The 21,022-nt window shown below is 66.8% G+C and carries 26 protein-coding genes; 20 read left to right on the forward strand and 6 right to left on the reverse strand.

The genetic code is table 11. The annotated features are described in order from the left end of the window. Window positions 1–37 precede the first annotated feature (37 nt). From CS062_RS17190 to CS062_RS17215, 6 genes are all read left to right on the forward strand, one after another. Complete coding sequence (locus CS062_RS17190) at window positions 38–1,102, forward strand: branched-chain amino acid ABC transporter permease (protein WP_099862816.1); 1,065 nt, start codon at window positions 38–40, stop codon at window positions 1,100–1,102. Window positions 1,103–1,208: 106 nt separating this feature from the next. Continuing rightward, window positions 1,209–2,555: an ABC transporter substrate-binding protein gene (locus CS062_RS17195; protein WP_438270483.1), complete on the forward strand. Its 1,347-nt coding sequence runs from the start codon at window positions 1,209–1,211 to the stop codon at window positions 2,553–2,555. Window positions 2,556–2,727: 172 nt separating this feature from the next. Beyond that, the gene (locus CS062_RS17200) at window positions 2,728–3,534 is read left to right on the forward strand and encodes an ABC transporter ATP-binding protein (RefSeq protein WP_099862817.1); all 807 of its coding nucleotides are present in this window, start codon (window positions 2,728–2,730) and stop codon (window positions 3,532–3,534) included. Between the two features lie 45 nt (window positions 3,535–3,579). Then, complete coding sequence (locus CS062_RS17205) at window positions 3,580–3,870, forward strand: hypothetical protein (RefSeq protein WP_099862818.1); 291 nt, start codon at window positions 3,580–3,582, stop codon at window positions 3,868–3,870. Next, window positions 3,870–5,153, forward strand: a complete 1,284-nt coding sequence (locus CS062_RS17210; RefSeq protein ID WP_099862819.1) for a phenylacetate--CoA ligase family protein — start codon at window positions 3,870–3,872, stop codon at window positions 5,151–5,153. The genes CS062_RS17205 and CS062_RS17210 overlap by 1 nt, the downstream gene beginning before the upstream one ends. Window positions 5,154–5,292: 139 nt before the next feature. Further along, window positions 5,293–6,258 carry a tripartite tricarboxylate transporter substrate-binding protein gene (locus CS062_RS17215; protein ID WP_099862820.1) on the forward strand — a complete coding sequence of 322 codons (966 nt, stop codon included), beginning with the start codon at window positions 5,293–5,295 and terminating at the stop codon, window positions 6,256–6,258. A 122-nt stretch (window positions 6,259–6,380) separates the two neighbouring features. Here CS062_RS17215 and CS062_RS17220 read toward each other — a convergent pair whose 3' ends face one another. From CS062_RS17220 to CS062_RS17230, 3 genes are all read right to left on the reverse strand, one after another. Continuing rightward, window positions 6,381–6,764 carry a VOC family protein gene (locus tag CS062_RS17220; RefSeq protein WP_099862821.1) on the reverse strand — a complete coding sequence of 128 codons (384 nt, stop codon included), beginning with the start codon at window positions 6,762–6,764 and terminating at the stop codon, window positions 6,381–6,383. Between the two features lie 92 nt (window positions 6,765–6,856). Further along, window positions 6,857–7,294: a D-aminoacyl-tRNA deacylase gene (dtd, locus tag CS062_RS17225; RefSeq protein WP_099862822.1), complete on the reverse strand. Its 438-nt coding sequence runs from the start codon at window positions 7,292–7,294 to the stop codon at window positions 6,857–6,859. Continuing rightward, the gene (locus CS062_RS17230) at window positions 7,291–8,193 is read right to left on the reverse strand and encodes a cation diffusion facilitator family transporter (protein WP_099862823.1); all 903 of its coding nucleotides are present in this window, start codon (window positions 8,191–8,193) and stop codon (window positions 7,291–7,293) included. The genes dtd and CS062_RS17230 overlap by 4 nt, the downstream gene beginning before the upstream one ends. Before the next feature lie 100 nt (window positions 8,194–8,293). Here CS062_RS17230 and argB point away from each other — a divergent pair, with 100 nt between their 5' ends. The 12 genes from argB (at window position 8,294) to tatC (ending at window position 15,752) form a co-directional block, all read left to right on the forward strand. After that, window positions 8,294–9,208 (forward strand): acetylglutamate kinase, encoded by a 915-nt coding sequence (argB, locus tag CS062_RS17235; RefSeq protein WP_099862824.1) that lies wholly within the window; start codon window positions 8,294–8,296, stop codon window positions 9,206–9,208. A 214-nt stretch (window positions 9,209–9,422) separates the two neighbouring features. After that, the gene (locus CS062_RS17240) at window positions 9,423–10,112 is read left to right on the forward strand and encodes a response regulator (protein WP_091725793.1); all 690 of its coding nucleotides are present in this window, start codon (window positions 9,423–9,425) and stop codon (window positions 10,110–10,112) included. Between the two features lie 164 nt (window positions 10,113–10,276). Next, a complete protein-coding gene (gene slmA, locus CS062_RS17245; protein ID WP_091725790.1) occupies window positions 10,277–10,915 on the forward strand; it encodes a nucleoid occlusion factor SlmA in 639 nt (212 codons plus the stop codon). A gap of 56 nt (window positions 10,916–10,971) precedes the next feature. Next, window positions 10,972–11,925, forward strand: coding sequence for an ATP-binding protein (locus tag CS062_RS17250; protein WP_099862825.1), 954 nt, complete (start codon window positions 10,972–10,974; stop codon window positions 11,923–11,925). Continuing rightward, entirely contained in the window at window positions 11,918–12,400 is a 483-nt protein-coding gene (locus CS062_RS17255) for an NUDIX domain-containing protein (RefSeq protein ID WP_099862826.1), read from the forward strand. Before CS062_RS17250 ends, CS062_RS17255 begins: the two co-directional genes overlap by 8 nt. A gap of 46 nt (window positions 12,401–12,446) precedes the next feature. After that, window positions 12,447–12,839: a phosphoribosyl-AMP cyclohydrolase gene (gene hisI / locus CS062_RS17260; RefSeq protein WP_099862827.1), complete on the forward strand. Its 393-nt coding sequence runs from the start codon at window positions 12,447–12,449 to the stop codon at window positions 12,837–12,839. A gap of 5 nt (window positions 12,840–12,844) precedes the next feature. Beyond that, window positions 12,845–13,213 carry a phosphoribosyl-ATP diphosphatase gene (locus tag CS062_RS17265; protein ID WP_099862828.1) on the forward strand — a complete coding sequence of 123 codons (369 nt, stop codon included), beginning with the start codon at window positions 12,845–12,847 and terminating at the stop codon, window positions 13,211–13,213. Then, window positions 13,210–13,611 (forward strand): DUF4870 family protein, encoded by a 402-nt coding sequence (locus CS062_RS17270; protein ID WP_099862829.1) that lies wholly within the window; start codon window positions 13,210–13,212, stop codon window positions 13,609–13,611. The genes CS062_RS17265 and CS062_RS17270 overlap by 4 nt, the downstream gene beginning before the upstream one ends. Before the next feature lie 79 nt (window positions 13,612–13,690). After that, window positions 13,691–14,038, forward strand: a complete 348-nt coding sequence (locus CS062_RS17275; protein WP_099862830.1) for a histidine triad nucleotide-binding protein — start codon at window positions 13,691–13,693, stop codon at window positions 14,036–14,038. Between the two features lie 195 nt (window positions 14,039–14,233). Then, complete coding sequence (gene tatA, locus CS062_RS17280; protein WP_091725763.1) at window positions 14,234–14,464, forward strand: Sec-independent protein translocase subunit TatA; 231 nt, start codon at window positions 14,234–14,236, stop codon at window positions 14,462–14,464. A gap of 11 nt (window positions 14,465–14,475) precedes the next feature. Then, window positions 14,476–14,961 carry a Sec-independent protein translocase protein TatB gene (tatB, locus tag CS062_RS17285; protein ID WP_099862831.1) on the forward strand — a complete coding sequence of 162 codons (486 nt, stop codon included), beginning with the start codon at window positions 14,476–14,478 and terminating at the stop codon, window positions 14,959–14,961. Next, window positions 14,958–15,752 carry a twin-arginine translocase subunit TatC gene (gene tatC / locus CS062_RS17290; RefSeq protein WP_099862832.1) on the forward strand — a complete coding sequence of 265 codons (795 nt, stop codon included), beginning with the start codon at window positions 14,958–14,960 and terminating at the stop codon, window positions 15,750–15,752. Before tatB ends, tatC begins: the two co-directional genes overlap by 4 nt. A gap of 163 nt (window positions 15,753–15,915) precedes the next feature. On the opposite strand, the gene CS062_RS17295 is transcribed toward tatC, so the two are convergent. Then, entirely contained in the window at window positions 15,916–17,361 is a 1,446-nt protein-coding gene (locus tag CS062_RS17295; RefSeq protein ID WP_099862833.1) for a S41 family peptidase, read from the reverse strand. A 324-nt stretch (window positions 17,362–17,685) separates the two neighbouring features. On the opposite strand from CS062_RS17295, the gene CS062_RS17300 reads away from it, so the two are divergent. Beyond that, entirely contained in the window at window positions 17,686–18,027 is a 342-nt protein-coding gene (locus CS062_RS17300; protein WP_099862834.1) for a cupin domain-containing protein, read from the forward strand. A 259-nt stretch (window positions 18,028–18,286) separates the two neighbouring features. Beyond that, a protein-coding gene (locus CS062_RS17305; RefSeq protein ID WP_099862835.1) for an IS3 family transposase occupies window positions 18,287–19,440 on the forward strand; the annotation gives its coding sequence in 2 pieces (ribosomal slippage) (window positions 18,287–18,527 and window positions 18,527–19,440; 1,155 coding nt in all). A gap of 72 nt (window positions 19,441–19,512) precedes the next feature. Here the strand turns inward: CS062_RS17305 and CS062_RS25900 are convergent. After that, window positions 19,513–20,385: an RAD23 family protein gene (locus tag CS062_RS25900; protein WP_143742390.1), complete on the reverse strand. Its 873-nt coding sequence runs from the start codon at window positions 20,383–20,385 to the stop codon at window positions 19,513–19,515. A 27-nt stretch (window positions 20,386–20,412) separates the two neighbouring features. Next, window positions 20,413–20,901 (reverse strand): hypothetical protein, encoded by a 489-nt coding sequence (locus CS062_RS25905; RefSeq protein WP_143742391.1) that lies wholly within the window; start codon window positions 20,899–20,901, stop codon window positions 20,413–20,415. Between the last annotated feature and the right edge of the window lie 121 nt (window positions 20,902–21,022).

The following is a 21,022-nucleotide window of genomic DNA, read 5'->3' on the forward strand; positions in this document are numbered from 1 at the left end:
ATCGACCGCGTCTGAGCGGGTCTGAACGGAGAACAACATGCTCTATCGCGAGAACGGCCAGTTCAAGACGAGCTACGGCGCGGACCAGCAGATCTTCCCGATCGCGCAGGACCGGGTGGCAATGCTGATGCTGCTGGCGCTGGCGGTCATCGTGGTGCCGGGACTCGCGAGCGAGTACCTGCTGCGCGCGATCCTGATCCCGTTCCTGATCCTGTCGCTGGCGGCGCTGGGCCTGAACATCCTGGTCGGCTACTGCGGGCAGATCTCGCTGGGCACCGGCGGCTTCATGGCGGTGGGGGCCTACGCGGCGTTCAACTTCCTGGCGCGGGTGGACGGCATGCCGGTGATCGCCGCCATCCTGCTGGGCGGGTTGTGCGCGACGGTGGTGGGCGTGCTCTTCGGCATTCCGTCGCTGCGGATCCGCGGCCTGTACCTGGCTGTCGCGACGCTGGCGGCGCAGTTCTTCTGCGACTGGGCATTCCTGCGCATCAAGTGGCTGACGAACGATTCGCCGTCGGGGTCGGTGGGCGTGTCCGGCCTGTCGGTGCTGGGGCTGCCGGTGGAGACGCCGGTGCAGAAGTACCTGTTCTGCCTGGGCTTCGTGCTGGTGTTCGGACTGATCGCGAAGAACCTGGTGCGCGGGCACATCGGCCGCAGCTGGATGGCGATGCGGGACATGGACGTCGCCGCAGCGGTGATCGGCATCCGGCCGATGGCGGCGAAGCTGAGTGCCTTCGCGGTCAGCAGCTTTATCGTCGGCGTGGCGGGCGCGCTGTGGGCCTTCGTGCACCTGGGCTCGTGGGAGCCGGCGGCATTCTCGATCGATCGCAGCTTCCAGCTGCTGTTCATGGTGATCATCGGCGGGCTGGGTTCCATCGCCGGCGCGTTCTTCGGTGCCGCCTTCCTGGTGGTGCTGCCCATCATGCTGGACAACCTGCCGTACTGGTTCGGCATCCCGATCGACACCGCGCTGGCCTCGCACCTGACCACGATGATCTTCGGCGCGCTGATCGTGTTCTTCCTGATCGTCGAGCCGCATGGCCTGGCCCGCCTGTGGCAGATCGCGAAGGAGAAGCTGCGGCTGTGGCCGTTCCCGCATTGACCCTTCGGGTCGGCCGCGCCTGATCCCCGGTTTCCGAAGTTCCCGCAGTCCCACCGGTTCCGACACATTCAACAAGGCATCACGAGTGCCACCAGGAGACAGACCGATGAAGCTGAACAAGTCCACGATGAAGGCGGCGCGTGCCGCGGTGATGCTGGCGGCCGCGGCGGCTGGCGTGCTGGGCGGCCCGGGCGCCGCGCTGGCGCAGGCCAAGGAGCAGTTCATCCCGCTGCTGGTGTACCGCACGGGCCCGTACGCCCCCAACGGCACGCCGTGGGCCAACGGCAAGCAGGACTACCTGAAGCTGATCAATGCGCGCGATGGCGGCATCAACGGCGTGAAGATCACCTTCGAGGAATGCGAGACCGGCTACGCCACCGACAAGGGCGTCGAGTGCTACGAGCGCCTGAAGGGCAAGGGCGCGTCGCTCTTCGATCCCCAGGCCACGGGCATCACTTTCGCGCTGACGGACAAGGTGCCCAACGACAAGATCCCGCTGGTGACCTTGGGGTACGGGCTGTCGGCGTCGCAGGACGGGAACGTCTTCAAGTGGAATTTCCCGATGATGGGCAGCTACTGGACGGCGGCCGACATGCTGATCCAGCACTTGGCGAAGAAGGAGGGCGGCTTCGACAAGCTCAAGGGCAGGAAGATCGCGCTGGTCTATCACGACTCGCCCTTTGGCAAGGAGCCGATCCCGCTGCTGGAGGAGCGGCAGAAGATGCATGGCTTCGAGCTGGTGAAGATCCCGGTGACCGCGCCCGGCGTCGAGCAGAAGTCGGCGTGGCTGCAGGTGCGCCAGCAGCGTCCGGACTACGTGCTGCTGTGGGGCTGGGGCGTGATGAACTCGACGGCGCTGAAGGAAGCGCAGGCCACCGGCTACCCGCGCGAGAAGATGTACGGCGTGTGGTGGGCGGGCGCGGAGCCCGACGTCAAGGACGTGGGCGAGGGCGCGAAGGGTTACAACGCGCTGGCGTTGAATGGCTCGGGCCAGCAGGCCAAGGTCATGCAGGACATCCTGAAGCATGTGCATGAGAAGGGCCAGGGCAGCGGGCCGAAGGACGAGGTGGGCTCGGTGCTGTACACGCGCGGGATGATCATCTCGATGCTGAGCGTCGAGGCGATCCGCCGCGCGCAGGAGCGTTTCGGCAAGGGCAAGGTGATGACCGGCGAGCAGGTGCGCTGGGGCCTGGAGAACCTGTCGATCGACCAGAAGCGGCTCGATGCGCTGGGCCTGGGCAACCTGATCCGGCCGATCTCGACCTCCTGCCAGGACCACATGGGCTCCACCTGGGCGCGCGTCCACACCTGGGACGGCAGCAAGTGGAACTTCACGTCCGACTGGCTGCAGGCCGATGAGCAGATCCTCAAGCCGATGGTGAAGGCGGCGGCGGACAAGTACGCCAGCGACAAGAAGGTCACGCGGCGCTCGCCCGCGGACTGCCAGAGCTGATGCCGCGCAGCGGAACTCTGGAAGCTCCCATTCACCCGGTGAACACGGCTCTGGAAGCCTTCTCCATCGTTTCGCTCCCACCCCATCCCCGCCCTCCAAGCGGGCGGGGCAGATGTCACCCCACCCCGTCCCGCCCCCAAGGGGCGGGTGAGCTGCCAAGGACTCGCATCCCATGAGCAACGTGCTACTCAACGTCAACGGCATCGAGGTCATCTACAACCACGTCATCCTCGTGTTGAAGGGCGTGTCGATGCAGGTGCCCGAAGGGCGCATCGTGGCGCTGCTCGGGGGCAACGGCGCGGGCAAGACGACGACGCTGCGCGCCGTCAGCAACCTACTCGCCGGCGAGCGTGGCGAGGTGACCAAGGGCTCGATCGAGCTGCGCGGCGAGCGCATCGAGCGCCTGTCCACCTCGGCCATGGTGGACCGCGGCGTCATCCAGGTGATGGAGGGCCGGCACTGCTTCGCGCACCTGACGATCGAGGAGAACCTGCTGACTGGCGCCTACACCCGCAAGGACGGCAAGGCGGCGGTGGCGGAGACCCTCGAGAAGGTCTACACCTACTTCCCGCGCCTGAAGACGCGGCGCACGTCGCAGGCCGCCTACACCTCCGGCGGCGAGCAGCAGATGTGCGCGATCGGGCGCGCGCTGATGGCCAACCCGAAGATGGTGTTGCTGGACGAGCCGTCGATGGGCCTGGCGCCGCAGATCGTCGAGGAGGTCTTCGAGATCGTCCGCGACCTCAACCAGAAGGAGCGCACCACCTTCCTGCTCGCCGAGCAGAACACCAGCATGGCGCTGCGCTACGCCGACTACGGCTACATCCTCGAGAACGGCCGCGTCGTCATGGACGGCGAGGCCCGGGCGCTGCGCGACAACGAGGACGTGCGCGAGTTCTACCTCGGCATGGGCGGCACCGACCGCAAGAGTTTCCGCGACGTCAAGAGCTACAAGCGCCGCAAGCGCTGGTTGGCCTGAGTCGGCGGCTCAGGGCAATTCCAGGAGATCAAGGGAGAGCAGTTCATGGACAACGACTTCTTCGCGCCCCCGCCGTTCAAAGCCGAGGAGGCGCTCGTGCAGCTCCGCCGCGCGCTGCGGGACCTGCGCCAGCTGACCGAGCGCGGCGACGCCTGGAGCTTCGAAGGCAGCGAAGTGCTCCAGCTCGCCGCCGGCGAGGGACAGATCACCGCCCGGCTGGCGAAGAAGCCGATGCGCAGTCCCGACTGGGAGACTCGCGTCTGCCGCAGCGCCGCCGACGTGCGCAAGCTCCAGGACGATCTCAAGCGCCGGCTCGCGCAATGGGCGGACGAGTGATGACCGCGGACTTCTACGACACCCTCGAGGCCCGGGATCCCGCGCTCCGCGAGGCCGCCCTGATGGCGGCCCTGCCGCACCAGATCGCCAATGCGCGGCAGCACACCGACGCCTTCGCGGAACTGCTGGCCGAGGTCGAGCCCGACCACGTCCGCAGCCGCGCCGCCCTGGCCCGTCTGCCGGTGACGCGCAAGTCGGAGTTGCTGGCCCGCCAGCAGGCGGTGCGCGCTGACCGCGAGCGCGGGGCCTTCGAGCCCTTCGGCGGCTTCGCGACGATCGGCTGGCGCGGCCTGAAGCGCGACGCCGGCGCGCGCCGCGTGTTCCAGTCACCCGGCACGATCTACGAGCCCGAAGGCCTGGGCCGCGACTACTGGCGTGTCGGCCGCGCGCTGCACGCGGCCGGCCTGCGTGCCGGCGACCTGGTCCACAACTCCTTCAGCTACCACCTCACGCCCGCCGGCGCCATGATGGAAGGCGGCGCCGAGGCCCTGGGCTGCACCGTCTTCGCCGGCGGCGTCGGCAACACCGAGCTGCAGCTGCAGGCGATGGCCGAGTTGCGGCCCCACGCCTACGTCGGCACGCCCAGCTTCCTGAAGATCCTGCTCGACAAGGCGGCCGAACAGGGCCAGCCGCTGTCGGTGCGCAAGGCGCTGGTCAGCGGCGAGGCCTTCCCCGCCGCCCTGCGTGACTGGTGCGTCGAGCGCGGCGTGACCGGCTTCCAGTGCTACGCGACCGCCGACCTGGGCCTGATCGCCTACGAGACCTCGGCCCGGCAGGGCCTGGTGGTCGACGAAGGCGTCATTGTCGAGATCGTCCGGCCAGGCACCGGCGACCCGGTGCCCGAGGGCGAGGTCGGCGAGGTCGTCGTCACGACGCTCAACCCCGATTACCCGCTGATCCGCTTCGGCACCGGCGACCTGTCGGCGGTGCTGCCGGGCACCTGCCCGACCGGGCGCACCAACCTGCGGATCAAGGGCTGGATGGGGCGCGCCGACCAGAGCGCCAAGGTGCGCGGGATGTTCGTGCATGCCGGCCAGGTGGCCGAGGTGCTGCGGCGCTTTCCCCAGGCGAAGCGCGGGCGGCTGGTCGTCGAGGGCGAGATGGCGCAGGACCGGATGACCCTGCGGGTCGAGACCGCCGGCGCCGTGCCGGAGGGCCTGGCGGACCAACTGGCCGTCGCCCTGCGCGAGGTGACCAAGCTGCGCGGCGAGGTGGCCTTCGTCGCGGCCGGCGCGCTGCCCAACGACGGAAAGGTCATCGAGGACCTGCGCAAGTTCGACTGATTTCCCGCTGTTTCGCGGCAGATGTCCCGGTCTCATGCCCCGGGCTATCCCGGCTTACGTAGTTTCCGAAGGTTGCAGGGAAGGGCGGAGACCTAGCATCCGCGCCATCACCCACACCTCCATCGAGGAAGAGACAGCCATGAAGAAGACCTTGCTCGCCTGTGTCGCGTTGCTGAGCGTCGGCGCCGCCTGGGCCGAATATCCCGACAAGCCGGTGACCATCGTCGTTCCGTTCGCCGCCGGCGGCCCGACCGACAAGGTCGCGCGCGACCTGGCCGAGGCGCTGCGCAAGCCGCTGAATGCGACCATCGTGATCGAGAACGTCGGCGGCGCCGGCGGCACGCTGGGCGCCACCAAGGTGTCCAAGGCCGCGCCGGACGGCTACACCCTGCTGCTGCACCACATCGGCATGTCGACCGCGCCGGCCCTGTACCGCAACCTGCAGTACAAGACCCTGGACGACTTCGAGTACCTCGGCCTGATCAACGAAGTGCCGATGACGCTGATCTCCCGTCCGAACCTGCCGGCCAACAACTACGCCGAGCTGCAGAAGTGGCTCCAGGCCAACCAGGGCAAGATCAACCTGGCCAACGCGGGCCTGGGTTCGGCCTCGCACCTGTGCGGCCTGCTCTACATGAGCACGATCAAGATCGACATGACCACCGTCCCCTACAAGGGCACCGGCCCGGCCATGACCGACCTGATCGGCGGCCAGGTCGACATCATGTGCGACCAGACCACCAACACCACCTCGCAGATCGACGGCGGCAAGGTCAAGGCCTTCGCGGTCTCGACGCCCAAGCGCCTGGGCGGCTCGCTGGCCAAGCTGCCGACGCTGGACGAATCCGGCGTGAAGGGCTTCAACGTGTCGATCTGGCACGGCATGTACGCGCCCAAGGGCACGCCCAAGGCCGTGCTGGAGAAGATCAACACCGCGCTGAAGACGGCGCTCAAGGATGCCGAGTTCCACAAGCGCGAGGAAGCGCTGGGCGCGGTGATCGTGACCGACAACCGCGTGAATCCGGCCGAGCACAAGAAGTTCGTCGAGGCCGAGATCAACAAGTGGACCCCGGTCATCAAGGCGGCCGGCCAATACGCCGACTGATTGCCGTCCGACGCTTGACCGATCGCCGGCGGTCGCCGACCGATCGACCACGAGAAGCCCGCCACCTGGCGGGCTTTTTCATGAGCGGCCGTTGCCGGGCCCGGCCGGGCGGCGAGGTGGCGTCAGGCCGGCGAGCGGCACACCACCGAGAGCTTGTTGCCGTCGAGGTCGCGGAAGTAGGCCGCGTAGAAATTGGGCCCGTAGCTTTCGCGCAGGCCGGGACGGCCTTCGTCGCGGCCGCCACCGGCCAGTGCCGCCGCGTGGACGGCGTCGACCTGGGCGCGGGTCGAGGCGGCCAGCCCCAGCATCGTGCCGTTGCCGGCGGTCGCGTCCAAGCCGTTGAACGGCTGCACGATCCACAGCTGGGTCTCGCCGCCCTCGGGGCCGTAGCCGACCATCTCGTCATCCGCATAGCCGGGCTTGAGCCCCAGCGGCGCCAGCGCCGCGTCGTAGAAGGCCTTCGCCGCGCGGCGGTCGTTGCTGCCCAGGGTCACGTAGCTGATCATCGTTGGCTCCCCTTCATCGGGTGTTCGTTCAAGGTGGTTCGAGGTCGTTCGAGTCGACGTTCCGGTCGGGATGGCGGCCATGCCGCGCGCCGTCACATCCGCATCGGGATGGTCACCGGCCCGTCGTTGACCAGGCTGACCTGCATGTCGGCGCCGAATTCGCCAGTGTGCACGACCGGGTGCTGTGCCTGGGCTGAGCGCACCAGGTGGTCGTAGAGCCGGCGTCCGGACTCGGCGGGCGCGGCGCCGGTGAAGCTGGGCCGGTTCCCGCCGGAGGTGTCCGCCGCCAGCGTGAACTGCGAGACGATCAGCAGTCCGCCGCCCACGTCCTGCAGGCTGCGGTTCATCTTGCCGGCCTCGTCGCTGAAGATCCGCAGCTTCAGGATCTTCTGCAGCAGCTTGTCGGCCACCGCCTCGTCGTCCTGCGGCTCGGCGCAGACCAGCAGCAGCAGCCCGGGCCCGATGCGTCCGGTGCAGTGGTCGCCGACATCGACCCGGGCTTCCTTCACGCGTTGGAGCAGCGCGATCATTCCGGCGTTCCTTCCTTGGCGGCCTGCTGCTCGAAGCGCGTCTCGACATTCACCGGCAACAGCTGGATGCTGGCGCGGATGCCGGGCAGGGCGCGCATCAGCGCCTGCTCGACCTCGCCCCGCAGCTTCGCCGCCTCGCCCAGCGTCCACCGGGCCGGCACGTGCAGGTGGAAGTCGACATAACGTCGCTGCCCCGCCACGCGCGTGGCGACGTGGTCGAAGCGCAGCTCGGGCGACTCGAATCCCTGCAGCACCGACGAGATCGCCCGCTGGTCCTCGGGATCCAGCGCCATGTCCATCAGCCCGGCGGTGGAGCGCCACATCAGGTGCACCGCCTCGCGCAGGATGTTCAGCGCCACGAGGATCGCCAGCAGCGGATCCAGCCAGGTCCAGCCCGTGACCATCACGCCGATCAGCCCGGCCACCACGCCGACCGAGGTCCACACGTCGGTGAACAGATGGCGCGCGTCGGCCTCCAGCGCGATGGAGCGGTGCACGCGCGCGGCCCGCAGCATCTTCCAGGCGAGCGCGCCGTTGATGGCCGTGCTCACCAGCGACAGCACCATGCCCACGCCCAGTTGCTCGAGCGGCTGCGGCGCGCGCAAGCGGTCGATGGCCGCCCAGGCGATGCCCAGCGCCGCGATCAGGATCAGCGCGCCCTCGAAGGCGCTGGAGAAGTACTCCGCCTTGTGGTGGCCGAAGGGGTGGTCCTCGTCGGGCGGGCGGCGGGCGATCGTCACCATCGCCAGGCCGAAGAGGGCGCCGGCGAGATTCACCCCCGATTCGAGCGCATCCGACAGCAGGCCCACCGACCCGGTCCACCACCAGGCGGCCGTCTTCAGGGCGATGGTCAGCACCGCCACCAGGACCGAGAGCTTCAGGTATTGCTGCACTTGCATGGCGCCGATTTTGCCGGTCCTAGAATGGCGCCCGTTCGACTTGCGCGCCCTCCCTGGAGGGTTCACCCCGCCACCCCTTCCGCCTCATCCGGACAGCACCATGAGCAACACCCCGCCCGTCCACGACGCCGACCTCAGCCACATCCCGCCGCGCGACAAGGCGGAGCTGCTGTCCCAGGCACTGCCCTACATCCGCAAGTACCACGGCAAGACCATCGTCATCAAGTACGGCGGCAACGCGATGACCGATCCGGCGCTGCAGCAGGACTTCGCCGAGGACGTGGTGCTGCTGAAGCTGGTCGGCCTGAACCCGGTGGTGGTGCACGGCGGCGGCCCGCAGATCGAGGACGCGCTCAACAAGCTCGGCAAGAAGGGCCACTTCATCCAGGGCATGCGGGTCACCGACGAGGAGACGATGAGCGTCGTCGAATGGGTGCTGGCCGGCGAGGTGCAGCAGGACATCGTCGGCCTGATCAACGTCGCCGGCGGCAAGGCGGTCGGCCTGACCGGTCGCGACGGCGGCATGATCCGCGCCAAGAAGCTCAAGATGGTCGACAAGGACGACCCGTCCAAGGAACACGACGTCGGCTCGGTCGGCGACATCGTCGCGATCGATCCCAGCGTCGTGAAGGCGCTGCAGGACGACCAGTTCATCCCGGTGATCAGCCCGATCGGCTTCGGCGAGAGCAACGAGAGCTACAACATCAATGCCGACGTCGTCGCCGGCAAGCTGGCCGAGGTGCTCAAGGCCGAGAAGCTGGTGCTGCTGACCAACACCCCCGGCGTGCTGGACAAGCAGGGCAACCTGCTGACCGACCTGTCGGCCCGCGAGATCGACGAGCTCTTCGCCGACGGCACGCTGTCCGGCGGCATGCTGCCCAAGATCGCCTCGGCGCTGGATGCGGCCCGCAGCGGCGTCAAGGCGGTGCACATCATCGACGGCCGCGTGCCTCACGCGATGCTGCTGGAGATCCTGTCCGAGCAGGCCTACGGCACGATGATCCGCTCGCATTGACCGGATGACCGCCGCCTCGGCGCGGTGATTTCCCCCGACGAGCCCCCTCCAAACGAGGGGGCTCGGTCGTTTCCGGGCGCGAGGCTTGCCCTCGCGTATCGCTCAGGAGTCGGGGATGGTCGAAGGTCATACCACTGCAAGCTGGGGATTGCCGCTGAAAGACGCGACATCCCAGAATGCGCCCCGGAACGGCTCCATAGCCGTGAGGGATTGCATGTCACTGTTCAGCGTCTTGATCGTCGAGGATCAGCTTCGTTTCCGCGAAGCGTTCGCCCATGCCCTGGAAAAAGCGCCGGACATCCGTCTGGTGGGCATGGCCACCGATCTCCAGCAGGGCCGGAAGATGTTCGACCAGACGCGTCCCGACGTGTTGCTGGTCGACCTCGACCTGCCCGGCGGCAGCGGGATCGAACTGATCCGCCATGCCGCCCATGTCGCGCCCGAGTGCGAGGTGATGGTCATCTCGGTCTTCGGCGACGAGCAGCATGTGCTCTCCAGCATCGAAGCCGGCGCGACCGGCTACCTGCTCAAGGACTCGCTGGCGCTGGACCTGCCCGGCCAGTTGCGCTCGCTGCGCGCGGGCGGCAGTCCGATCTCCCCGGTGATCGCGCGCCGCCTGCTGCTGCGCCTGGCGCCGCAAGGGGCGGGTGCCCATCCGCGCGGCTTCGGCGAGTCGGCACCGATGCCGCTGGTCGATGAGCAGGTGGTGGCGCTGTCCGAGCAGGAATCGCGGGTGCTGCACCTGGCCGCCAAGGGCTTCACCTTCGACGAGATCGCGCAGTTCATGAACGTGTCGCCGCACACGATCATGACTTACGTGAAACGCACCTACCGCAAGTTGCAGGTGCGCTCCAAGGTCGAGGCCATCTACGAGGCGCGTCGCCTGGGCTGGCTGCGCGACTGACCGGCGCGGGAGGCCGGAGGAGCCGGGCGGCTGCGCCCTTGGCCGACGCCTGGCGAGCGAACAGGGGGCTCTCCGACCCGCAAGTGGTGGCGTACATCGTCCGGCATCGCCGTCAAGGCGGCGTTCGGGCTGTGCCAGAATCGCCGCACACTTCGGCCCCTCCCATGCACACCAGCCCACCGGATACCTCGGACTCCGCCGCCGCCAAGCCGGCCGAGCTGCCACGCAAGCGGCTCAAGCCGGGAGAGCGCCGGGTGCAGATCCTGCAGACGCTGGCCAGCATGCTGGAACAGCCCGGCGCCGAGCGGGTCACCACCGCCGCGCTGGCCGCGCGGCTGGAAGTCAGCGAGGCCGCCCTCTACCGGCACTTCGCCAGCAAGGCCCAGATGTTCGAGGGCCTCATCGAGTTCATCGAGACCAGCATCTTTTCCCTGCTCAACCAGATCGCCGAACGCGAGACGGACGGACTGGCCCAGGCGCAGCGCATCGTCGCGGTGCTGCTGCAATTCGGCGAGCGCAACCCGGGCATGGCCCGCGTGATGGTCGGCGACGCGCTGGTCTATGAGAACGAGCGCCTGGTCGCGCGCATGAACCAGTTCTTCGACAAGGTCGAATCCTCGCTGCGCCAGGCGCTGCGCACCGCGGCCGAGGCCTCGGGCTCCAGCACCCCGACCGTCGAGGCCCAGGCGCAGGCCTCGGTGCTGGTGAGCTTCATCATCGGCCGGCTGCAGCGCTATGCGCGTTCCGGCTTCAAGCGGCTTCCCACCGAACAGTTGGATGCCGCAATGCGAATGCTCGCCTGAGTCCGGGGACCGCTCAGCGCCCGCCCACCGGTGGCGCGGCCCCTACACTCGGCCCCATGTCCGACGCCCTTGATGCCCTGCTGCGGCGCGCCGACGCGCTGCTGAGCCGCCTGGAGGCCGTGCTGCCCCAGCCCCTGACGCCGCCCGACTGGGAGGCGGCGGTCGCTTTCCGCTACCGCAAGCGCGGCGCGAGCGCGCGGCTGGAAGCGGTGCGGCACCTGTCGACGATCCGCCTGGACGACCTCAAGGAAGTCGAGCCGCAGAAGGAGCGCCTGCTGCGCAACACCCGCCAGTTCGTGCAGGGCCAGCCCGCCAACAACGTGCTGCTGACCGGCGCGCGCGGCACCGGCAAGAGTTCGCTGATCAAGGCCTGCCTGAACGAGTTCGCCGATCAGGGGCTGCGCCTGATCGAGGTCGACAAGGCCGATCTGGTCGACCTGCCGGACCTGGCCGACCTGGTCGCCGACCGTCCGGAGCGCTTCGTGATCTTCTGCGACGACCTCAGCTTCGACGAGGGCGAGGCCGGCTACAAGGCGCTGAAGTCGATGCTGGATGGCTCGGTCGCCGCCGCCACCGACAACCTGCTGATCTATGCCACCAGCAATCGCCGCCACCTGCTGCCCGAGCAGATGAAGGACAACCTGGGCTACACCCATTCGGAGCGCGACGGCAACGTCGAGGTCCACCCCGGCGAGGCGGTCGAGGAGAAGATCTCGCTGTCCGAGCGCTTCGGGCTGTGGATCAGCTTCTACAGCTTCAGCCAGCAGGAGTACCTGGCGATCGTCGCCCAGTGGCTGTCGCACTTCGGCCTGGACGGCGCCCGCATCGTGGCGGCGCGTCAGCCGGCGCTGGTCTGGGCGCTGGAGCGTGGGTCGCGCTCAGGCCGGGTGGCCTATCAGTTCGCCCGGGACCTGGCCGGCCGCGGCGCCGCCGACGAGGGCGCGGCACCGGTCGCGGCGGCCCCTGCAAGCACGGATGGCGACGCGCCGGAGGGCCTGGACCATGTCTGAGCCGCAACAGGCCAATCCGCACAGCCCGTCCGCCGCCACCGACCGGGTACCGGTCGATGTCGCCGTCGGCGTCCTGGTGCGCCGCGAGGCGAGCGGCCGGGAGACCGAATTCCTGCTGACCTCCCGCCCCGAGGGCAAGGTCTACGCCGGCTACTGGGAGTTCCCGGGTGGCAAGCTGGAGGCCGGCGAGACGGTCGAACAGGCGCTGCGCCGCGAGCTGCACGAGGAACTCGGCATCACCATCGGCGCCGCCCATCCCTGGAAGATCGAGCTGATGGAGTACCCGCATGCCAAGGTGCGGCTGCACTTCTGCAAGGTCTATGAATGGACCGGCGAGTTCGAGATGCGCGAAGGCCAGTCCATGAGCTGGCAGCACCTGCCGGTGCAGGTCCAGCCGGTGCTGCCGGGCACGATCCCGGTGTTGCAGTGGTTCGCGGCGGAGCGCTTCCATGTGGGGCTCACCCATGTCGTCTGAGTGCGCACGACCGCTGCCGGCGGCAGGCCCGGACTACACTGCCGCGATGGACTGGCTCGATCAGATCAAATGGGACCGCGACGGCCTGGTGCCCGTCATCGCGCAGGAGCAGGGCTCCGGCGACATCCTCATGTTCGCGTGGATGAACCGCGAGGCGCTGGCCCGCACCGCCGAACTCGGCGAGGCGGTGTACTGGAGCCGCTCGCGCCAGAAGCTGTGGCACAAGGGCGAGGAGTCCGGCCATGTGCAGCAGGTCCACGGCATCCGCCTGGACTGCGACAACGACGTGGTGCTGCTGACCATCACCCAGCACGGCCATGAGCCCGGCATCGCCTGCCACACCGGCCGTCACAGCTGCTTCTTCCAGAAGCTCGAGCACGGGCGCTGGACGACCGTCGAGCCGGTCCTCAAGGACCCGGCCACCATCTACAAGGCCTGAGCGCGATGAGCACCGACAACACCGCCGCCGGCGCGTCCCTCTCGCGCGACGTGCTGGCCCACCTGGGCGACGTGGTCGCGCAACGCCGCGCCGAGGGCGATCCCGACAAGAGCTATGTCGCCAAGCTCTTCGCCAAGGGCCTGGACCAGATCCTCAAGAAGGTGGGCGAGGAAGCGACCGAGGTCGTGATCGCCGCCAAGGACGGCGCGCCGGACAAGCTGGTCTACGAGGTCGCCGACCTCTGGTTCCACTCGATCGTGGCGCTGGCCGCGCTCGACGTGCGACCCGAGCGCGTGCTGGCCGAACTCGCCCGCCGCGAAGGCCTGTCCGGCCTGGAAGAATTCGCCAGCAGACAACCGCAGGAGCGCCCATGACCGAGTCGTTCGAACCGCAACCGCCGTCCGTCGTCCTCGATCCCCAGCGCGAGGCCAGCCTCCGCACCGTCGGCATCATCAGCTACGTGCTGCACGCCATCGTCGCCATCGGCGCGCTGCTGCCCGGCGTGCAGGCCAGCATCGTGCTGCTGATCGTCGCCGTCATCGTCGACCTGGTGAAGCGCGACGAGGCCGTCGGCACCTGGCAGGCGACCCACTTCTCCTGGCGCCTGCGCAGCGTGCTGTGGTGCGGGATCCTGTACGTGGTGACGATCCCGCTGTGGCTGCTGTTCATCATCCCGGGCTGGATCGCGTGGTGCCTGATCTCGATCTGGTTCCTGTACCGCATCGTGCGTGGCTGGCTGGCGATGAACGACCGCCGGCCGATGCCGACCTGAGGCGCCATCGCGCCTCGCCCGCGCCCCCACTGCCCGATCCCGGTCCGCCGGATTCCCTGACCGCCGCCCCGCCGCCACCATGAGCCACGACCCCAACTGCATCTTCTGCAAGATCGTCCAGGGCCAGATTCCCGCCAAGAAGGTCTACGAGGACGACGATGTGATCGGTTTCCACGACATCCACCCGTGGGCGCCGGTGCATTTCCTGCTGATTCCCAAGCAGCACATCGCCAGCATGGCCGACCTGCAGCCCGAGCATGCGCCGCTGCTGGGCAAGATGTCGGTGCTGGTGCCCCGGCTGATGAAGGAACTGGGCGTCACCAACGGCTTCCGCACCGTGGTCAACACGGGTTCGGACGGCGGCCAGGAGGTGTTCCACCTCCACATGCATGCGATCGGCGGGCCCCGCCCCTGGTTGAAGGGCTGATTGCCGCCTCCACTTCCGCGGGCAGCCACGCCCGGCGAAGCCAACGCCGACCGCTCGGTATATGAGGGTTTAGGTTCGCCCTGCGGGTGAGGTGAGGCGCATAAGCCGCTGATGCGGGCAGGGATGGGCGCAGATCGCCGGTATGCCTGTCATGAGCGGCCCTTAGAATTTCGACTTCCGACTCTGGAGAATGTCATGGGTAGTTTGAGCATCTGGCACTGGCTGATCGTGCTGGTGGTCGTCATCGCCGTGTTCGGCACCAAGAAGCTGCGCAATGTGGGCGGCGACCTGGGCGCCGCGGTCAAGGGCTTCAAGGACGGCATGAAGGACGGCACCTCGTCCGACGCGCCGCCGCAGCAGGTGGCCAACACCAACAAGGCGGCCGATCCGAACACCGTCGACGTCGACGCCAAGACCCGTAGCTGAGCGCGACCCGCATGGTCGATTTCGGCTTCGACAAGCTGATGCTGATCGGCGCGGTGGCGCTGGTCGTGCTCGGCCCTGAGCGCCTGCCGCGGGTGGCCCGCACGGTGGGCACGCTGCTCGGCAAGGCGCAGCGCTACGTGGCCGACGTGAAGGCGGAAGTGAACCGGTCCATCGAGCTGGAGGAACTCCAGAAGATGAAAGGCCAGTTCGAGACCGCCGTCAGCGATGTGCAGGCCAGCGTCCAGGAGCAGGTGGATTCCGCCAATCAGGCGCTGCAGTCGACCTGGTCCGACCTGTCGGTGGACGGCACCTCGTCCGAGGGCGGGCTGATCGGCGGCCACAGCGTGGTCCCGGTCTACGCGCATCCGAAGAAGAACTGGCGCCTGAAGCGGGGCGCCACGCCGCTCTGGTACAAGCAGCGGCTGGGCGTGAAACGCCATGCCCAATCCGGCGCGGCCCGCGTGGCGCGCTTCCGTCCTCCTCGCCGAGCCTCATGAGCAGCCCCCAAGAAGACGAACTGGCCGGCACCGAACAGCCCTTTGTGTCCCACCTGATGGAGCTGCGCGACCGGTTGATCCGGGCGCTGCTGGCGATCGGCGTGGCCTTCGGCCTGCTGTGCGCATGGCCGGGTCCGGGCGGTCTGTTCGACCTGCTGGCCGTGCCGCTGGTGTCGCACCTGCCCCAGGGCAGCTCGATGATCGCGACAAATGTGCTGTCGCCTTTCCTGGTGCCGCTGAAGATCACGCTGCTGGCGGCCTTCCTGCTCGCGTTGCCGGTCGTCCTGTACCAGGTCTGGGCCTTTGTCGCGCCCGGGCTCTACTCGCATGAGAAGCGGCTGGTGATGCCGCTGGTGGTGTCGAGCACGCTGCTGTTCTTCGCGGGGGTGGCGTTCTGCTACTTCTTCGTGTTCGGGAAGGTCTTCACCTTCATCCAGAGCTTCGCGCCCAAGAGCATCACCGCCGCGCCGGACATCGAGGCCTACCTGGGCTTCGTGATGAACATGTTCATCGCCTTCGGTGCCGCCTTCGAGGTGCCGGTGGTGGTCGTGGTGCTGGCCCGCATGGGCATCGTCACGGTGCAGCAGCTCAAGCAGTTCCGCGGCTACTTCATCGTGCTGGCCTTCGTCATCGCGGCGGTGATCACGCCGCCGGACATCGTCTCGCAGCTCGCGCTCGCGATCCCGATGTGCCTGCTGTACGAGGTGGGCCTGTGGGCCGCCAATGCCTTCGCCCGCTACACGCGCGCGCCGGACGACACCGAGGAGCACAAGGGCACCACGGCCGGTTGAACCGGAGGTACCCACCAACCAACAACGCCCGGTGCATCGCACCGGGCGTTTTTCATTGGGGGCGCCATTGGGCGCCATTGGGCGCTACTGGGCGCAATCAGGCGCTGTTGGTGGACCGAGTCGCCCACCGCGCGTCGGGCGGCGGAGCGACCGGCGCCACGGCTCACTCGGTCTTGGCTTCCGCCTTGCGTTCCTGGGCCACCTTGGAGACCGCGACCGGCTTGCCTTGCAGCTGGTTCAGCGCCTGGCGCAGCGGGAAGTCCTCGCTGCTGCCGAACTCGGGCAGCGGCTTGGGCGGCTCGGCGCGCTTGGCGTAGTCAGCCTCCAGCTTCTGGCGGCGCTCCTCGCGGATCTTCTCGAGCTCCTTCGAGCGCGCTTCTTCCGTCTTCTCGTCGGCGCCGTGCAGGTGCTTCTCGAGGTCGGCCTCGCGCATGCGCAACTCGGCGAAGACGTTGCCCTCGGCGGTCTCGTCCAGCGGGATGTCCGGGACGATGCCCTTGGCCTGGATCGAGCGGCCGCTCGGCGTGTAGTACCGGGCGGTGGTGAGCTTGACCGCGGTATCCGGGCCCAACTGGCGCACCGTCTGCACCGAGCCCTTGCCGAAGGTCTGCAGGCCCATCACCGTCGCGCGCTTGTGGTCCTGCAGCGCGCCGGCGACGATCTCGCTGGCCGAGGCGGAACCTTCATTGACCAGCACCACCAGGGGCACGCTCTTGAGCGCGTCCGGCAGGCGGCGCAGCGGGTCGCCGGAGCCGCGGCGAGCATAGAAGTCGGGATCGGCACGGTAGCTGGCCTTGGATTCGGCGAGCTGGCCGTTGGTCGACACCACTTCCACGCCCTTGGGCAGGAAGGCCGCGGAGATCGCCACGGCGCCCTCGAGCAGGCCGCCCGGGTCGTTACGCAGATCCAGCACGACGCCCTTGATCTTGGGGTCCTGCTTGTACAGGTCGGCGAGCTTCTGAGTGAAGTCCTCGACGGTGCGATCCTGGAACTGGCTGACGCGGATCCAGGCGTAGCCCGGTTCCACCATCTTGGCGCGCACGCTCTGGACGCGGATCTCCTCGCGGGTGATCGTGATCGGGAAGGTGCGGCTCTCGGACTTGCGGTAGATCGACAACGTGACCTTGGTGGCCGGTTCGCCGCGCATCTTCTTGACCGCCTGGTCGAGCGTCAGGCCGCGCACCGCGGTGTCGTCGATCTTGCTGATCAGGTCGCCGCTCTTGAGGCCGGCGCGGAAGGCGGGGCTGCCTTCGATCGGCGAGACGATCTTGACCAGGCCGTCCTCCATGCCGATCTCGATGCCGACGCCGACGAACTTGCCGGAGGTGCTTTCGCGGAATTCCTTGAAGCTCTTCTTGTCGAAGAACTGGGAGTGGGGATCCAGGCCGCTGACCATGCCGGAGATGGCGTCGTTGATCAGCTTCTTCTCGTCGACGGCTTCGACGTAGTCGGACTTCACGATCCCGAAGACGGCGGCGAGCTGCTGCAGTTCCTCGAGCGGGAGGGGGCTGGTCGTGCTGCGCGCATTGGCCTGCAGCTGCATCGTCGTCATGACCCCGGCCATCGCTCCCAACGCGACCCAGCCCGCGACTTTCAGTTTGGCGCCCATGATGAAAAACCTTGAATCAGTACAGCCTGGCTGCTTGGCGCCGCATGTTTCGTCCCCGTTGCGCGGGACGGAACAAAGGCGTTCCCAGTATATGCGTCGGGCAAAAAGGCGGCCCGGCATGAAAAGTCGGTTTACCCCGCTTTTACGCGTACCGCGCGCAATCCTGGCGCTTTGCCGATCCCGTTCGTCACGGGCCGCGATGACTTCCGGCAGGGCCGGCCCACGCCGGACGTGCGCGCTGCGACGGACGGTGCCATGATGACCCGATCGCCAGCCGCGGCGCGGACTCCGCGCCGCCCTCGTCAGCCCTTCAGGAGCAGAGCCATGGCCTTGCCGCATGCCGCCCCCGCCCAGCCGATCGATGTCGCGCCGCTTGGCGCCGCCCTGTCCGGTACGCCGTCTTCGGCGCTGTTCAAGTCGGAGGGGCTGGAGGTGATGCGGGTGGTGCTGCCTCAGGGCAAGTCGCTGCCGCCGCACAAGGTGGACGGGGAGATCACGCTCCATTGCCTGGAAGGCGAGCTCGAACTGAGCGTGCTGCGCGACGGGGCCGAGCAGCGCCAGCGCCTGCGCGCCGGGCAGCTCTGCTATCTGGAGGGTGGGGTGGTGCACGGCGTGACCGGCGTCGTGGACGCGTCGGCGCTGGTGACCATCGTGCTGAAGCGCTAGCGGCGGGGAACCGGCGCTGACACCGGCGCTGACACCGGCGCCGGGGCCGGAACGAGGGGCGCTGGTCCCTCCGACAGGAATCAATTCTTCCTATGAAAAAAGGGCGCCGAAGCACCCTTGTTCCCCCACATGTTTCCCCACCTGGGATCACGATTCGGTTTCCACACTGACCACTTCGTCGAGCCATTGCTTTACTGAATCGCCCCAGGTTTGCTGGACATCTCCGAGCCTCAGAACTTGAGGCCCAATAGGAGGTGCCATGAAAACGAACCAACCCTACCCGGAAGAATTCAAGATCGAGGCGGTCAAGCAGATTACCGAACGCGGCCACAAGGTCGCTGAGGTGTCGGCGCGAATCGGCGTCAGTCAGCACAGTCTGTACAAGTGGATCAAGGCTTATGGCGTGCCGGCACCTGAGCCGCAGGTGGCCAACTCGCAGGCTGAAGAGCTGCGACGACTGAAGGCCGAGCTCAAACGCGTGACCGAGGAGCGCGACATCCTAAAAAAGGCCGCAGCGTACTTTGCCAAGCAGTCCGGGTGAGGTACGCGTTCATCAAGAAGCACGAGCATGAGCACAGCGTGCGACGCATGTGCAGCGTGATGCAGGTCCACCCGAGCGGCTTCTACGCGTGGAGGTCCGAGCCGCAGAGTCCGCGCGAGCTGGACGACCGCAGGCTGCTTGGGCTGCTCAAGCATGCCTGGCTCGAGAGTGGCGGGACCTACGGGTACCGCAAGCTCACTCTGGACATGCGCGACCTCGGTGAGCGCTGCGGCAAGCATCGCGTGGCGCGGCTACTCAAGCGCGAAGGACTGCGCTCTCAGACAGGCTACCGGCGTCGGCCCGGCATGCGTGGTGGCAAGCCCGCCGTGGTGGCGCCAAATCACCTGCAACGACAGTTCACCGTCGACGAGCCCAATCGAGCTTGGGTCACCGACATCACGTACATCCGCACGCACGAAGGCTGGCTGTACCTGGCGGTGGTCGTGGACCTGTTCTCACGACAGGTCGTCGGATGGTCCATGGGCAGTCGCATCGACACGACCTTGGTCCTCGACGCGTTGCTGATGGCGCTCTGGCGGCGGCGTCCCCAGTCCTCGGTGATGCTGCACTCGGACCAGGGCTGCCAATTCACGAGCCATGAATGGCAGGACTTCCTGCGCGAGCACAACCTCGTCTCCAGCATGAGTCGTCGCGGCAACTGCCACGACAACGCCGTGGCCGAGAGCTTCTTCCAGTTGCTCAAGCGGGAACGCATTCGTCGGCAGATCTACCCGACACGAGATGCAGCCAGATCCGACGTCTTCAGCTACATCGAGATATTCTATAACCCCAAGTGGCGCCACGGTACTGCCGGCGGCACATCGCCCGCCGAGTTCGAGCGTCGCCATTCCAAACGGCTCAGAACTGTCTAGGAAATCCGGGGCGATTCACTGCTTATGAGCCGTGTATACAAGAAGTGCTGTTAACGCGCCTTCGCTGTAAGGTCAGTTCTTTGGCGACGATTTCGCCCGCCTTTTTTCCGCATTTAGCTCAATCTCGGCGGCAAGTTTCTGAATTTGCTTTCGCTCGTCTTCCGTTAAATTTGTCTGAGGGACAGGCCATCCTGCGGCAATCGACGCGTAAGCCTTATCTGAAGATGAACCAAAGCTGGACTCCGCAATGCGGATTAGGGCAACTCGATAAGCAGCCGCCGCGACTGGATCCGCCGTGATTTGGGTCGCCCTGTTCGCCGCAGCGAACAGGGCTGCCGTATCGCCTTGTTTGGCATCCTGCTGTACCCCGTCGTGAAGCCACTTTTCTCCGCGACGAGATGGCACGGTTTCCCAATATTCGGATGCTGCACCTTCGACGCCTCCTTGAGCGGCAGTTTCCAGTAGCTTGTCTCGCTGCGAGAGTTGTTCCGACGACAGGGTCTGACAGTCACGTTGTTGAGCTTGCGTCAGCTGCACAAGCGTTGTAAGCGCGCGATGCTGTTCAGAATTATTTACGGCGCGCGTAAGCGCTGACATCCAAGCCTCAAGATTGCTGTCCACGGACGCACAAGCATCGATCTGCTTTGCAGCTTGGTAAGACGAAAGTGGATCCCTGGAGGAGCGCGCTGCCTCGACCTTTGCCGCCGCAGACTCGCGAGTGGAAGACTTCGACAGGGCTACAGCGGCGGTGGCGCTGGCAGGCTCGGCCATTTGCGTCAGAACGCGTGGTGAGGAAACCGGTGCGCTTGACGCGGTGGAACTTGGATCCTCTTCCGGACGAATCGAATGGGACGTCGGCGACGACGTACTTCCATCCCGAACGTAGGTCACGATGCCTACGCCGCCCACGATCACAAATATCGCCAGAAGAATAGTCTTTTTCATTACCGTTGCCGAGCCTGCCGACTGAAGTTATTCCTGCGCCATGCAAGTCGCCATCTTAAGTGGGCAGACGTTATCTCGTGTATTGCGGAATACCGCTTCATTCCCGGTAATACATGCTGCCTTAGCCGCTATATGCTGCGAGCCGAGCTGGAACCAGCCTCGCTCGATCGTCTGACAGACGCCAGTATTTAAATTATTCATTAGACGCATTGCGTCTCCAACGCAAATATCAACTACCGCTTTGCATTTGTCCATCTTGGTGGCTCCCTCTGGAAGAGTAATGCCACCACCACCTGCGCCTCCACCCTCCTTTCCAACCTCGTTGCTGTTATAGAAGGGTTCAAAGGTATCGTACCAAGCCTGCTGATTGTACAAATTTTTGCCGTTGACCTCAACCTGCCCCAATTCGAAAGAAATCTGATACTGATTTCCGCCGTCTTCGATTTGGGGCTTGGCAATGGGTCTGGTCGGCAAAATTGGGGAAATGGTGGCGCACGACGAAGTTAAGGTCTTCACCCGCGTACCGTCGGCCCGAACTTCAGTTTTTTGCTTCGTCTCGGATTCACATTGAGCATGAGCTGGCCCAATTGCCAAGCATGCCGTCAAAGCCAAAGCGGCTTGGAGAATGCGCGTTACT

Source organism: Roseateles chitinivorans (genome assembly GCF_002761755.1).
Lineage (GTDB): Bacteria > Pseudomonadota > Gammaproteobacteria > Burkholderiales > Burkholderiaceae_C > Roseateles > Roseateles chitinivorans.

Bases quoted from the DNA above. Each gene is read 5' to 3' on its own strand.
- CS062_RS17265 (WP_099862828.1), top strand. From the start codon at position 12,845: ATGAGCACCGACAACACCGCCGCCGGCGCGTCCCTCTCGCGCGACGTG.
- CS062_RS17295 (WP_099862833.1), bottom strand. From the start codon at position 17,361: ATGGGCGCCAAACTGAAAGTCGCGGGCTGGGTCGCGTTGGGAGCGATG.
- CS062_RS17205 (WP_099862818.1), top strand. From the start codon at position 3,580: ATGGACAACGACTTCTTCGCGCCCCCGCCGTTCAAAGCCGAGGAGGCG.
- tatC (WP_099862832.1), top strand. From the start codon at position 14,958: ATGAGCAGCCCCCAAGAAGACGAACTGGCCGGCACCGAACAGCCCTTT.
- argB (WP_099862824.1), top strand. From the start codon at position 8,294: ATGAGCAACACCCCGCCCGTCCACGACGCCGACCTCAGCCACATCCCG.
- CS062_RS17270 (WP_099862829.1), top strand. From the start codon at position 13,210: ATGACCGAGTCGTTCGAACCGCAACCGCCGTCCGTCGTCCTCGATCCC.
- CS062_RS17250 (WP_099862825.1), top strand. From the start codon at position 10,972: ATGTCCGACGCCCTTGATGCCCTGCTGCGGCGCGCCGACGCGCTGCTG.
- CS062_RS17210 (WP_099862819.1), top strand. From the start codon at position 3,870: ATGACCGCGGACTTCTACGACACCCTCGAGGCCCGGGATCCCGCGCTC.
- CS062_RS17215 (WP_099862820.1), top strand. From the start codon at position 5,293: ATGAAGAAGACCTTGCTCGCCTGTGTCGCGTTGCTGAGCGTCGGCGCC.
- CS062_RS17200 (WP_099862817.1), top strand. From the start codon at position 2,728: ATGAGCAACGTGCTACTCAACGTCAACGGCATCGAGGTCATCTACAAC.
- slmA (WP_091725790.1), top strand. From the start codon at position 10,277: ATGCACACCAGCCCACCGGATACCTCGGACTCCGCCGCCGCCAAGCCG.
- CS062_RS17275 (WP_099862830.1), top strand. From the start codon at position 13,691: ATGAGCCACGACCCCAACTGCATCTTCTGCAAGATCGTCCAGGGCCAG.
- CS062_RS17220 (WP_099862821.1), bottom strand. From the start codon at position 6,764: ATGATCAGCTACGTGACCCTGGGCAGCAACGACCGCCGCGCGGCGAAG.
- CS062_RS17190 (WP_099862816.1), top strand. From the start codon at position 38: ATGCTCTATCGCGAGAACGGCCAGTTCAAGACGAGCTACGGCGCGGAC.
- CS062_RS25900 (WP_143742390.1), bottom strand. From the start codon at position 20,385: ATGAAAAAGACTATTCTTCTGGCGATATTTGTGATCGTGGGCGGCGTA.
- CS062_RS17240 (WP_091725793.1), top strand. From the start codon at position 9,423: ATGTCACTGTTCAGCGTCTTGATCGTCGAGGATCAGCTTCGTTTCCGC.
- CS062_RS17195 (WP_438270483.1), top strand. From the start codon at position 1,209: ATGAAGCTGAACAAGTCCACGATGAAGGCGGCGCGTGCCGCGGTGATG.
- CS062_RS17230 (WP_099862823.1), bottom strand. From the start codon at position 8,193: ATGCAAGTGCAGCAATACCTGAAGCTCTCGGTCCTGGTGGCGGTGCTG.
- CS062_RS17300 (WP_099862834.1), top strand. From the start codon at position 17,686: ATGGCCTTGCCGCATGCCGCCCCCGCCCAGCCGATCGATGTCGCGCCG.
- CS062_RS17255 (WP_099862826.1), top strand. From the start codon at position 11,918: ATGTCTGAGCCGCAACAGGCCAATCCGCACAGCCCGTCCGCCGCCACC.
- tatB (WP_099862831.1), top strand. From the start codon at position 14,476: ATGGTCGATTTCGGCTTCGACAAGCTGATGCTGATCGGCGCGGTGGCG.
- dtd (WP_099862822.1), bottom strand. From the start codon at position 7,294: ATGATCGCGCTGCTCCAACGCGTGAAGGAAGCCCGGGTCGATGTCGGC.
- tatA (WP_091725763.1), top strand. From the start codon at position 14,234: ATGGGTAGTTTGAGCATCTGGCACTGGCTGATCGTGCTGGTGGTCGTC.
- hisI (WP_099862827.1), top strand. From the start codon at position 12,447: ATGGACTGGCTCGATCAGATCAAATGGGACCGCGACGGCCTGGTGCCC.